At 67.2% G+C, this 12,425-nt stretch carries 8 protein-coding genes and 1 pseudogene; 4 read left to right on the top strand and 5 right to left on the bottom strand.

Annotated elements, in window-relative coordinates; all coding sequences use genetic code 11:
- Positions 1-331: 331 nt before the first annotated feature.
- Positions 332-655, bottom strand: a complete 324-nt coding sequence (locus tag U1703_RS09220; protein ID WP_332785447.1) for a hypothetical protein — start codon at positions 653-655, stop codon at positions 332-334.
- Between the two features lie 105 nt (positions 656-760).
- Between U1703_RS09220 and U1703_RS09215 the strand changes: the two genes are divergently transcribed.
- From U1703_RS09215 to U1703_RS09205, 3 genes are all read left to right on the top strand, one after another.
- On the top strand, positions 761-892 hold the full coding sequence (locus U1703_RS09215; RefSeq protein WP_332785446.1) for a benenodin family lasso peptide: 132 nt from the start codon (positions 761-763) through the stop codon (positions 890-892).
- A gap of 63 nt (positions 893-955) precedes the next feature.
- Positions 956-1,576: a lasso peptide biosynthesis B2 protein gene (locus U1703_RS09210; protein ID WP_332785445.1), complete on the top strand. Its 621-nt coding sequence runs from the start codon at positions 956-958 to the stop codon at positions 1,574-1,576.
- Between the two features lie 119 nt (positions 1,577-1,695).
- Positions 1,696-3,300 carry an asparagine synthase-related protein gene (locus U1703_RS09205; RefSeq protein ID WP_332785444.1) on the top strand — a complete coding sequence of 535 codons (1,605 nt, stop codon included), beginning with the start codon at positions 1,696-1,698 and terminating at the stop codon, positions 3,298-3,300.
- Here the strand turns inward: U1703_RS09205 and U1703_RS09200 are convergent.
- The 4 genes from U1703_RS09200 to U1703_RS09185 all read right to left on the bottom strand — a co-directional run bounded on the left by U1703_RS09200 (position 3,289) and on the right by U1703_RS09185 (position 9,541).
- On the bottom strand, positions 3,289-5,325 hold the full coding sequence (locus U1703_RS09200) for an Atxe2 family lasso peptide isopeptidase (protein ID WP_332785443.1): 2,037 nt from the start codon (positions 5,323-5,325) through the stop codon (positions 3,289-3,291). The two genes, U1703_RS09205 and U1703_RS09200, sit on opposite strands and share 12 nt — an antisense overlap.
- A gap of 68 nt (positions 5,326-5,393) precedes the next feature.
- Entirely contained in the window at positions 5,394-7,937 is a 2,544-nt protein-coding gene (locus U1703_RS09195) for a TonB-dependent receptor domain-containing protein (RefSeq protein ID WP_332785442.1), read from the bottom strand.
- A 58-nt stretch (positions 7,938-7,995) separates the two neighbouring features.
- Positions 7,996-8,994 carry a FecR family protein gene (locus tag U1703_RS09190; RefSeq protein ID WP_332785441.1) on the bottom strand — a complete coding sequence of 333 codons (999 nt, stop codon included), beginning with the start codon at positions 8,992-8,994 and terminating at the stop codon, positions 7,996-7,998.
- Positions 8,987-9,541, bottom strand: a complete 555-nt coding sequence (locus tag U1703_RS09185) for an RNA polymerase sigma factor (protein WP_332785440.1) — start codon at positions 9,539-9,541, stop codon at positions 8,987-8,989. The genes U1703_RS09190 and U1703_RS09185 overlap by 8 nt, the downstream gene beginning before the upstream one ends.
- A gap of 816 nt (positions 9,542-10,357) precedes the next feature.
- On the opposite strand from U1703_RS09185, the pseudogene U1703_RS09180 reads away from it, so the two are divergent.
- Positions 10,358-12,424 (top strand): annotated as a pseudogene (locus tag U1703_RS09180) (conjugal transfer protein TraG).
- The last annotated feature ends 1 nt before the right edge of the window (position 12,425 follow it).

Here is a 12,425-nt window from a genome sequence, read left to right as displayed (position 1 = left end):
CGTCGGTATGTCTCCGCTGGGTGCATCCTCGAATGGCATCGCATCGGTTGAGGATTTGGGCTGAAAAGCGGCTTGAATATCGGTGGCGGTGCAGCGCTTAACGTCTTGCGGGTTAGCAACGACGAAGTATGATCATTGTGTAGGTACCTGTATCTAAAATATAAATTTAATAACTCCCGATCCATTCAATAAAACTGACCGTCAGTCCTGCGTCACCCAGTGGGAATGGCGCCGTTGTCAAAGTCTGCTGCACGGTCTTTAAGGAAGGCAAGACAGCCTTTTGCTAGCGGTCGTCGCCGACAGCTTTCGCACTGGCCCAACGTCCCATCCGTCAGCCGAGCTTGGCCCATCCGGTCAGCCTTGGTTCGGCAATCTTGTCGGCTTGATCTTCGAGTGGCGATCCTAAAAGGTCCCGTACCGACACGCCCTGTAGTCCGTGGCTGCTCTCGCCTTCTTCTATGGACTTCGCATCAAACATGCCAAAGGCGGAAAGAATCTCATGACAACCATCGACGTTGAGCCTGCCAGCCATCAGGCAATCAGTTTTTAACCGGTTCGCTGGACGGACGGGCAGACCATACGCGCTCGGCGGATGTGCTCCCAGGAGCCTGTTACAAATTAACCTCTCGAAGTAGTGCTGATCGGGAGCGGTCAAGTCGCTGACATTCGGAGTATAAACCTCGTATAAAGTTCATATATCCGACTGACCCGCACATTCTCCGAAGGTCGCGAATGATCGCGGCATATCAAGGAGAACGTCATGGAACGCGATAATGACAACGCACGTACGCTGGTCGACCTGGGCGATGCCCGTGCCCTGACCCAGGGGCCGGCCGGTACCCCGATCGACGAGGTCCAGGGGTTCCTCGGCGCCGGCTTGGCCGACGACTGAAAGGGTGGCGGGGTGTTCCCCGGAACACCCCGTCGTTTCGCGATGAGGTTCTTCCTACCCCCGTTGGTCGGCTTCTGCTCAATCGGCGATAGCGTGATCTTCCTCGATGCCCGCTCGGATCGCTACTGGATGCTTCCCGTCGCAATGAGCCAAGCCCTTAACGGACAGTGCGCCGGGGCAGAACTTGCGGGTGATGAGGCGGCACCGCTCCTCGCACTTGTCCGGGCCGGACTGCTCGACAGCGCCAAGGGAGAGCCTCTTGCGCCTTGCGAGCTCCCGCGCGCGCGGACTAGTCGCCTCGAGGTAATCGACACCACGCCCGGGGCATCGACGATGATTGCCGGACTGTGCTTCGCGGCGAGCATCTGGCGCATACGCAGGCGCGGCCTAGGATGTGAACTCGCACAACTTCAGCGTCGGCGAGAGCGGTGGAGCGGAACTGCCTGTCATGTCGATCGCCATGCGGGTGCCTTTGCGCGACTGCGCCTGCTGGTCAGCCCCGCGGGGAATTGTCTTCCTCTGTCGCTGGCGCTGGCCCGGCGGTGTGCGTCTGCCGAAGCACGGCTTGTCTTCGGCGTGCAGTTGAACCCGTTCGCGGCCCACGCCTGGGTCCAGCGCGACACCGAAGTGCTTAACGACGAGTTGCATGTCGTGCACGCGTTCACGCCGATCCTCGTGATATGATCCGGCCGGCGTTCGCTGCTTGGTTGGCCAGGTCCAAGCCCTTCGGCGCAGGGGAGCAAGCCCTCTTTTCTGAGGCAGCCAGCCGGGCGGGCCTTGGGTTATGCCACATCGACGATCGGATGATGATCGCAGCGTCGCATGCGATTCCAACGCCGGGAAGCTGGATTATCGGCTCGCTGTTCCGACGCGGAGAGGCCACGCCGCTGACGGAAGCGACACTTCGCGCCTCGTCCGGGACTGTAAGCGCGGCAAGTGAACTGACGCGCGACCATTGGGGCGATTATGTTGCCTTCGGCACTTCGCGCGACGGCCGCTACGCCTTGCGCGCGCCGTTCGGCAGCCTGCCATGCTACTGGCATGATGCGCACGATCATGTCGTCCTGGCCTCTTCGGTCCGGCTGTTGGGCGCATTCGGTTGCACCGCTCCAGCTGTCGACTGGCATGCCCTGGGTCATTTCTTCGCCGCCACCGACCTGCGCAATGGGCGCACCTGCCTGCGCGGCGTCGAGGAACTTGGCGGCGGCCAGGCAATCCAGGTTTCCGACCGCGGCATTTGCCTGGAGCGGTACTGGTCTCCTTGGTCATGGGCCGACCGGGCGCTGGCATTCCACACTCGCGATGCGGCGGCGGTAGCATTGGCCGGGGCGATCGATGCTGCGGTCGTGTCACGCCTCCCCGTCGACGTGCCGGCGATCCTATTCCTGTCCGGCGGGCTAGATTCGTCGGTCGTGGCGGCGGCGCTGGCGTCCAGCGGACGCCGCTTCACCTGCCTGACAATGGCGGTCGCGGACGCGCAGGGGGACGAACGCGATCATGCCCAGGCCGTTGCGCGCCATCTGGACGTCCCGCTGGTCGAGGTCGTGCGCGATCCTCGGCAAGTGAATCTCACCCATCCCCTCGCGCGTGGCTTGCCACGACCGACCGGCGCCCAGTTCCGCCAGGCCACTTTTGCTGCCGCGGACGACCTGGCAAGGGAAACCGGTTCGGCGCTGGTCATCGATGGCGGTGGCGGCGATAACATGTTCTGCTCGCTGCAAAGCGTCGTCCCGGTGGTCGATGCCCTGTTCGGAATGGGTAGGGATTCACGCCCCCTCGCAACGGCGGCCTCGATCGCACGGATGGCCCAGGTCAGCCTTGCTGCTGTCTTGGCCCGCACCGGCGTGCGCGTGATGACGCGTCGCGCTGCCTATCGCTGGCCGATCGATTACAGTCTCCTCGACCCCGGGATAGTCGATGGCCTTGATCCTTCCCATCCATGGCTCGACGTGCCGCGCGGCACACCGCCGGGCAAGGCAGCGCAGGTCGGTCTTCTCCTTGCCGCCATGGCGGTCGCGGATGGCCTCGATCCGGACCGACACCCGTCGCTCCTGTCGCCTCTCGTCTCGCAGCCGATTGCCGAGGCTGCGCTACGAGTGCCGAGCTGGATGTGGTTCGAGGACGGACGCAATCGCGTGCTCGTCCGACAAGCCTATGCCGCCCGCCTGCCCGCGGCGGTGGTGGGGCGGCGCTCCAAGGGCACGCCGACCGGCTTCCTGGCGCGACTGGTCGAGCGGGAGGCCGACCTGTTGCGGCCTTTCCTGCTCGACGGATGCCTAGCCGTCTATGGCGTCATCGACCGGGCGGCGGTGGAGGCCGCGCTGGCGCCGGGACCGGCCCGCGACTTGCGCTTTGCCCGGCTGTTGCAACTCGCCGACGCCGAGGCCTGGGCGCGGTCATGGAGCTGATGCCGGGGGCCGGGTCAGGGCCGAATGGTCACGCCAGTCCCGCCACCGCCGATACTGCTCACGCTTGGCGGGATCGGGATCCTCCTCGCCCCGGAGCCAGAACCGGAACCAGTCGAGATTACGGGCATAGACCGCGGCCCGGTGCGCCGGCTGCCACTTGAAATGATGCTCGTCCGGGAAGATGCGCAGCTCGACGGGCACGTCGCTCTCGCGCAGGGCCGCGAATGTCTCGAGCGCGAACAGGCCTTCCTCGTCGGCCAGTTGGAAGAGGATCGGCGTGCGCAGCCGGTCGGCCGCCTGGGGCAAGGATAGCGGCGCCCAGAAGGCGGGATTGTCGTCGGTCACCTTGGGGAAGCCCATGGCACGCATCTCGTCGGCGAGGACGGTGCCTCCGTAAATGAGGTCGCTTCGCAGGTAGCGGCAGCAGGTGCTAAGCGACGCGGCGCGGAACGGCATGCCGGCGACCAGGGCATAGCGCGCCGTGGTCGATCCGTCGCTCAGCCCGGTGATGCCCATCCGGTCGCGGTCGATGTCGCCGCGCGCGGCAAGCTTGGCCAATCCAGCTTCGAGCGACGCATGGGTGCTGCGTCGCTCGTCCCAGTTGCGCAAGACCGCGGCGACCGCCTGGGCGCTCGAGAGGTTGGGCTGGGCCTGCACGACAAGCGGTGGACGCTGGAAGCTCAGCACCGCGATCCCGTTCGCGGCCAGTGGCAGGATCGGATATTCGTCGCCCGTGCCGCCGCGCAGGAAGCCGCGGCTGGTGTACTGGACGATGACGAGCGGCCAGCCGCTGGCGGGTGGACGGCCTGGGGGCAGGACAAGATCGCCCCAGGCGGGAAGGCCGGCAGGGTTCGTCCAGCGCAGGCGCTCGACATGGGGCTTGGCTCGTGACGCGAACTCTGGGTTCAGGTCGAGGACGGTTCGTGCGGTACCGCTGGCCAGGTCGATTCCCACGATTCTACGTGGTGTCAGCGATGCTTCGCGCAGGCACAGCAGCTCCGGGGGCGCCATGGTGCAGCCGACGAGGGCATCCTCGGTGGCCAGCAGGCGACGGACCCCAGCATCGCCCGGCGTCCAGCGAAAGAGCGACGTGCGCTCGTTGTTCGGGCCCTCATAGCGGAGGAAGAAAAGGCTACGGCCATCGGGGCCCCACCACATCCCGCGGATCGAGCCATGGCATTCGGCGACGGTACAGGCCAGGCGCCGGCCGCCGCTCCCGTCGGCCCAGATCCGGCGGCCGGCAAAGGGGGATGGACCGTCCACCTCGGCGCCCGCCCTGCGCCCGTCCAATGTCACGGCATTCAGGGGCGAGGGCTCGCTCAATACCGGTTCGCCACCCAGGCGTACGATGTCCTGGCGACCGGCGCGCGCAGCCGGTCCACCATTCCTGGGTACGGACCAAATCGCTCTCTCGAGATCGCCCGGCAACTGCGGCGCAAAGCCGTTGGGCGGGATGACGCGATGGTCGAACAGGAACCCGGTGCGGCCTTCGGCATGCACCGCGTCGGCAAAGGTCGTTCGTCCGGGCCGCGTCGCAAAGACAAGCCTTGACCCATCCTCGCTCCACGCGATGGCCTCGACATCGACAGGCGCGTCGGTGATCCGCACGGCGGTGCCGTCGTCGACCGAGACGCGCCAGGCCTGCGTCCGGCCGCCGACACCCTTGAGATAGGCCAGGTAGCGTCCGTCGGGCGACCATGCCGGGACAATGGTCGCAGGCAGGCCGCTGCCGGTCCGCGACCCGCGCACGACATTTTCCGCGCGTATCACCTCGCCGCCTTCATCGACGATCCGTGGCCGAGCCCGCGGTTCGAGGCCGAGCACGACCAAGGCCTGGCAGACGCGATTGGCCACGGGGTCGGCGCGCGAGATGACGAATGCGATCCGGCCACCATCGGGCGAGACGGCGAGCGGGCTCGGTCCGCCGACCGAGGGGTCGGGCTGGCCGATGTCGCGCAAGGCCAGGAGATCGTCGAGCGAGACCGGCCGTGCCGCTGCGGCGGCCGGGGCAGCCGTCGGCACCATCCCGGGGCATGGCGGTGGTGCGGCATCGATACCGGCAAGAGCGAGGCCAGCGGTTAACAACAGCGCGCTCACCACGACTTGGCCGCCGAAATCGCGAGGACACGCCCAAAGGGCGAATAATTGGTCGAGTCGTAGGGCGTGTCGTACGGCAGCGTCGTCACGATCGGACTGGGCTTGGCATCCAGGATGTTCTGGGCGGTCACGGCAAGGTCGACACCGTGCCACCATGTCGGTCCTGGGCCGGTGCGATAGCGAAGCGTCAGGTCGCCCTGCGTCATGCCGCCGACACGGCGCGCCGGCGTGGTCCGTCGGTCCTCGACCCCGCCGATCCGGCTCACCACGCCGGTGATCGTCAAGCCGCCCTGGGTCCAGCCGAGGGTGGCTCGTCCGCGAAAATGGGGAGGATTGAAGATCGTGCCAGCCAGGTCGACGATGGGTTGTGCCGCCGTCAGCTGCTGGTCGCTGTGCAGATAGGCGCCGGAAAGGGTGGCGCTGATCTGCCCGGCGCCGAGGCTGCGATCGAGGCGGGCCAGCATGTCGAGGCCCCGTACACGCTGCCGCCCGGCATTGCGGTTGGCGTTGTCGATGACGGCGACGACCCTCGCGGGGTCATAGGCGCCGCCAGTAGCGTTAAGGAACTGCCCCGCCCCGAGACGCAGGGTTTCGAGGGTCGCAAGGCTGGGGGAGCGCAGCACTTGGTCGGCATAGGCGGGATCGGCGAGCGCACGGGCGATGAAGGTGACCGGTGCCACGATGCGATCCCGATAGAGTGTCTCGAAATAGCTGATCTCGACGCTCAGCCCGTCGATCGCGCGGGGATGGAGGGCCAGCGTCGTCGACCAGCTGCGGGCACGCTCGGGCTGCAGGGTATCGCGTCCCCCGGACAAGAGCAGGGCGGTGGCCCCGGGCGCCAGGCCGGTCCCGCCGAACACGGTGGCTGGAAGGGCGGCGACCACCAGCGGCTGGTAGCGCTGGAGGAGGGTCGGCGCACGGAAGGACCGGCCCCAGCTCGCCTTTACCGCGACATCGGGCGTCGGTGCGTAGACCAGGCCGAGCTTGGGCGTGGTGACCGCATCGATGCCGGGATAATCTTCATGGCGAAGGGCCAGGCTGGCATCGAGGCGATGGACGGCCGGGATCGCCTGGGCGGGGCCGACGAGCGGCAGGCTGGCCTCGGCATAGGCGTAGCGGCTGTCCTGGTGCGCATCGACGTCCTGCGCAATGTTGTCGCCGCGCTGGCTGACGAGCCGGTTATCACGATAGCCGACGCCTAGCGCGATCTTGGCGGGACCGCCGGGCAAGGCGAAGAGCGGGCCGTCGGCCGCGAGCTCGACGCTATGGGCATCGTTGCAATAGCAGCCGAAGGTCCGGCTGGTCAGCTGGGTGCCGGTGAACTGGTTGGTAGCATAATGGACCCGGTCCCGGCCTGCGCTGCCCGCGAGTTCGAAGCGCCACGCGCCGGGAGACCAGCGCAGCGCCGGCGCGATCGCGGCCGAGTCGCTGTCGAAGGGCTGCTCGGCGTGTCGAAACGGCGTCACCCCGGCGGCGCTCAACGGAAACTGGGAGAAGCTGCGGCGATTGTTGTAGAGCAGGTCGAGCGAAAGCTCGACAGTGTCGGCGAGACCCTGATGGCCGGACAGTACTACGCTGTGCCGCCGGAGCGCTGGGTAGAGATCGAGCCCGACCCGTTCGCGGGCATAGTCGCGGTCGACGGCGCGGATGGCGGTGCTGTGCCCGAACTCATAGGCGAGCAGCATGCCGCCGCCCGACCATCGCTTTCCCGCCACGACGCCGTAGACCTGCTCGGCATTGCCGCCGTCGGTCGAGGCGCCCAAGCGCGCGCTCGTGGTCAGCCCCTGGGCGTCGCGCCGGAGTCGGATGTTGGCCACGCCGGCGATCGCATCCGATCCGTACAGCGCGGAGGCGCCGTCCGCGACGATCTCGATCCGCTCGACCGCGTTCACCGGGATCGCGGAAACATCGACGCTTTGCCGCGAGGCGCTGTAAGCTAGCCGCCGGCCATTGAGTAGCGTGAGCGTCGCGTCGCTGCCCAGGCCGCGCAGGTTGAGCGACGATCCGCTCCCCACATTGACCCCGCTCCTCGCCGGCACATTGGTACCGATGCCGGGGTTCTGGCCACCGCCGAAATTCTGCGGGATGGTCCGGATGACCTCGGCCAGCGTCGCCTGGCCTTCGCTGCGGATCGTATCGGCGGTGCGGACGATCAGCGTCGAGGCGACCGGTGCGCCGCGAATGCGGCTTCCGGTGACCACGATCTCCGTATCCGTGGACCGCTCCGCCTCGGCCCGGACTTGCGGCCGAACCACGAATCCCTGGTTGATCGGCTCGGCCCGCAGGCCCGACCCGGCGAGCACGCGTGCCAGCGCGCCCGCAGCATCGAAGCGCCCCTTGAGCGGCGGCGCGCGGCGTCCGGCGACGAGGGCCGCATCGACCATGACGGCCTGCCCGGTCGTCCGGGCGATCGCCATGAGCGCCGATCCCAGCGGCTGGGCGGGCAGGTCATAGGCGTGTTCGTCGCGTGCCTGGCCATGGGCCGGTGCGACAACGGCCAGGCAGGCAAGGCCGGCACCCCCGAGATAGAAGCGATTCATCGTCGTTCCCCCTGCGGCATGATCGCCGCTCCACGGGGTTCAACGACACGCGATCGATCTACCCCCCTTGCGGCGCACGCGAGGTGCCGGCGGCCGGCAGGAGCAGGATGGCACCATCCGCTCGCGTCTCGACGCGCAGGGTGAACATGCGGGCAAGGCTGGCCGCCAGGTCCTCGGGCTTGTCGGCGGGGAATGCCCCGGTGACCCGCAGCCGGGCGAGCATCGGATCGGCGAGGACCAGCTTGGTCGCCGTATAGCTGTTCGCTTCGGCCAGGACACGATCGAGCGGCGCAGAATCGAAGCCGAGCATCCCGCTCGTCCAGGCCGTCGTGCCTGTTGGCACCGTCCTGGGCGCGGAGAAATGCGTCATATCCGCCGTGGCGGCGACCTGCTTGCCCGCCGTCAGCCGGATGCGTTGCTCCGGCGACTTTGCCGATCGAGCGATGACCTCGACGATGCCCTGGATCAGCGTCACGCCCGCCCCGCTCGGTCGCGTGTCGACATCGAAGACCGTGCCATGTGCAACGACGGTCATCGCACCTGCCTTCACGATGAACGGGCGACGCGGATCATGGGCCACAGTAAACCGCGCGCGGCCCTGCTCGAGTACGAGTTGTCGTACCTTCGGCGAGTAATGGATCGCCAGCCTGCTGTCGGTGTCGAGCGTGACTCGTGAGCCATCGGGAAGGGGGATGGTACGAAGCTGGCCGACGGCGCTGGCGACGCGCTCCGACTCGGCGACGCGCGGCGAATGCGAAACGCTCCATGCCGCGACGACAAGGGCCATCGCGGCGGCGCTGCCGAAGGCGAGGCGGCCGGGCGTGAACGCACCGATATGCCACCAGGGACTTGTCAGCTGTGCGCCATAGCGCAGGCTGCTTCGCGCCATGATGGTGCTGTCCTGCCAGTGCCGTTCGACCCGGGCGAAGGCGGCGTCATGCGCGGGGTCCGCGTTGCGCCATGCCTCGAAGCGGGCCCGATCGCGTTCGCCATCGGGCGCCTCGAGACGCGCGAGCCATGCCGCCGCCTCGCGCTGCAGCCGTCGATCGTCAGCCATCGTCGGCATGGTCCAGTTCATGGGCGAGAATGGCGATCGCCCGGCTCATCTGCTTCTCGACCCCTTTCACGCCAATCCCGCAGGCCTGCGCGATCTCGGCATAGCTCATGCCGTCGACGCGGTGCGCGAGAAAAATGGCACGGGTGCGAGGCCGCATGGCCTGGACGGCGCGTTCGATGCGCCGCAGTTCGTCGCGCGCCTCGAGTTGCCGCTCGACATCGGGGGCGACCAGTTCGACGCCGTCGAGCGGGACGTGCATGTCCGAGGCGCGGCGAACGTCGCGCTTGGCCTGGTCCAGTCCAACCGATGTTGCGATCCTCCAGAGATACGCCACCGGTTTCTCCTGCGCCAGGGATCGTAATCGCTCCGGCCCCAGTCCGAGCAGTCGCACGAACGCGTCATGAACGAGGTCGAAGGCATCGTGGCGATCGGAGCGCCTTGCACGCGATCGCGCCAGGCGAGGCGCCTCGACCGCGTACAGCGTCTCGACGAGCGCTTCGTCGTCCTTGGCGCGACGTGCGCGAGGGAGTGCCGATCCACTGCTCATGGCGAGCAGCGGACACGCGCCGGCGCGGCGCGCGCGACAGCGTCTGCGGAAGACATGGGACGCCTCCAGCGCCGAGGCGAGCCGGCCGGGCCGGCGATCGGGTCACTCGCGCAAGGGACGTGGCGGGCGTTTTTAGCCGACGAGAGCGGCCTGGACATCTACGCCAGCAGCCCGGAACGATCGTTCGCTCCGGCCGAAATATCCCAGGCAAGGTCCTCAAGCCTCGATGCGGACCGGGGCCCGCACCCCACTAGCTTATCGCGCGCGTTGTCCAATGCAAGGCGGGCGGACGGTGACATGCTCCGCCGACGGCAAGGCTGTGCCGCCGAACCGGGCCCTGAGGCATGCTTGAACATGCGCCGGCGCCTTTAGCCGCGAGGCCTGGACATACGCGCCAGCGACCCGGTCGATGCCCTGTTCGGCATGGGCTGCGAGCATTTTACGCATATTTGCGATGTCGACCAAGTGTTCGATGCACCGTCGGCCTCAACAAATAGCGTATCACTGCCCGGCAGCATCGGATGCGGGCATTCAAGAAGGGGTGCCGGATTTTCAAGGACCGATGTGACCACCATCGGCGACGGTCTCGTGCTGGTCCTTCGATGCCTTGATCGCTTCCATCGGGCCCGTTGCCCCATGCTTAGACTTTGCGTGAGCGACCCCGCTGATTCACTGACTGGATACGGTGGACGCCGAGTCAATGTCCTCCGACACGTCCGGGCTGGCCCCAGCGAGGGGCTGATCGTGGGGCGGCGATGATGAGATCGTAGAGCTAGCCCGAAGGACAGGATGTCCAGTCCCGGGCTGGAGGCGCTCGTGACACCGACCAAATTGCTTATCGGACAGGTCCTCGTGGTGCTCGCGATCGTCGTTGCGAGTATCTGGACCGCAACCCAATGGGCCGCGGCTCGGCTCGCCTACCAGCCGCAGCTCGGCCCGCCCTGGTTCATCGCATTCGATCGTCCGATCTACCATCCGTGGTCGATCTTTCCATGGTAGTTCTCGTTCGATGCCTATGCGCCGGTCATCTTCGACGAGGCAGGCGCGATCGCTGCGGCCGGCGGCTTCCTGGGGTGCGGCGCCGCGGTCTTTGGATCGATCTGGCGGGCGCGGCAGTCTAGCAACCTCACCACCTATGGCTCGGCTCGCTGGGCGACCCGCAAGGACGTCGCGGCGGCCCGACTGCTCGGTGATCGCGGCGTCGTCCTCGGCCGGTTCGACGGTGACGATCTTCGCCACGACGGCCCCGAGCATGTCTTGGCGTTCGCACCGACCCGTTCTGGCAAGGGGGTGGGCCTGGTCGTGCCGACGCTGCTCAGCTGGACCGGCTCGACGATCGTCCACGACATCAAGGGCGAGAACTGGCAACTGACCGCCGGCTGGCGCGCACGCTTCTCGCACTGCCTGCTGTTCAATCCGACCGATGCCCGCTCGGCGCGCTACAATCCGCTGCTCGAGGTGCGGCGCGGCGTGAACGAGGTCCGCGATGTCCAGAATATCGCCGATATCCTCGTCGACCCGGAAGGTGCGCTGGAGCGGCGCAACCATTGGGAAAAGACCAGCCATGCGCTGCTGGTCGGCGCGATCTTGCACGTCCTCTATGCCGAGGGAGAGAAGACGCTCGCCCGCGTCGCGACCGTCCTGTCCGATCCGCAGCGCAGCTTCGCTGAGACGCTGCGCCATATGATGGAGACCAACCATCTCGGCACCGATGATGCGCCCAGCGTCCATCCCGTCGTCGCCTCGGCTGCCCGCGAACTGCTCAACAAGAGCGATAGCGAACGCTCGGGCGTGCTGTCGACGGCGATGTTCTTTCTCAGCCTCTATCGCGATCCAACAGTCGCGGCCGTCACAGCCGCGTCGGACTGGCGGATCGTCGACCTCGTGGAGGCGGCGCATCCCGTTTCCCTCTACCTCGTCGTACCGCCGTCCGACATCAGCCGCACCAAGCCGCTCGTGCGGCTAATCCTCAACCAGATCGGCCGCCGACTGACCGAGGAACTCCATGGCCTTGGCAAAGACGGCGAAACCGGTGCCGCCGGTTCCGGAAGCCGCCCCGAAAGCAGACGGCCTCTCTTGATGATGCTCGATGAATTCCCGGCGCTCGGGCGACTCGATTTCTTCGAGACGAGCCTCGCCTTCCTGGCAGGCTATGGCGTGCGCGCCTTCCTGATCGCACAGAGCCTCAACCAGATCGAGAAGGCTTACGGCGAGCACAACGCCATCCTCGACAATTGCCATGTCCGCATCGCCTTCGCGACGAATGACGAACGGACGGCGAAGCGGATATCGGATGCGCTCGGCACCGCGACCGAACAACGCGCGATGCGCAACTATGCGGGTCACCGGCTCGCGCCTTGGCTGGCCCATGTCATGGTCAGCCGGCAGGAGACCGCACGTGCCCTGCTGACGCCCGGCGAGGTGATGCAGCTCGCGCCGACCGACGAGCTCCTGCTGATCTCGGGTCATCTGCCGATCCGGGCCAGGAAGCTGCGCTACTATGAGGACCGGCGCTACACTGCGCGCGTGCTTCCGCCGCCGACGCTCGATGCAGGCGGATATCGCGACGTGCCCGCCGCCCGCCCCGACGACTGGGCCGGCCGGGTATGCGGGGCCGACCTGCGGCTCGCGGTTAGCACCGACGCTAGCAAAGACACGGAGGACGCCGGTCTCGAGCAGGCCCGGCATCCTGCCCACGAGATCGAGCCGGCCATCATGGTCGAGCCGGAGATCGCCGACCCACTCGGCCTCGGCGATGACGATGGCGATCAGGCGGCCGAGCGACGCGCGATGGACCGTGCCCAGCAGGTCGGCACCGCTCGCACGGTCTATGGCCTCGACGCCGCCTCGGGCCGCCCCGACGACCTGCAGCTGGGGATTTGAG

It is taken from the genome of Sphingomonas flavida (genome assembly GCF_036663655.1).
GTDB lineage: Bacteria > Pseudomonadota > Alphaproteobacteria > Sphingomonadales > Sphingomonadaceae > Sphingomonas.
This window is presented reverse-complemented; position numbering and strand designations above follow the sequence as displayed.

Excerpts from the sequence above, each read along its gene's own strand:
- U1703_RS09195 (WP_332785442.1), bottom strand. The coding sequence starts at position 7,937 with ATGAATCGCTTCTATCTCGGGGGTGCCGGCCTTGCCTGCCTGGCCGTT.
- U1703_RS09190 (WP_332785441.1), bottom strand. The coding sequence starts at position 8,994 with ATGGCTGACGATCGACGGCTGCAGCGCGAGGCGGCGGCATGGCTCGCG.
- U1703_RS09215 (WP_332785446.1), top strand. The coding sequence starts at position 761 with ATGGAACGCGATAATGACAACGCACGTACGCTGGTCGACCTGGGCGAT.
- U1703_RS09205 (WP_332785444.1), top strand. The coding sequence starts at position 1,696 with ATGATGATCGCAGCGTCGCATGCGATTCCAACGCCGGGAAGCTGGATT.
- U1703_RS09185 (WP_332785440.1), bottom strand. The coding sequence starts at position 9,541 with ATGAGCAGTGGATCGGCACTCCCTCGCGCACGTCGCGCCAAGGACGAC.
- U1703_RS09200 (WP_332785443.1), bottom strand. The coding sequence starts at position 5,325 with ATGGTGCCGACGGCTGCCCCGGCCGCCGCAGCGGCACGGCCGGTCTCG.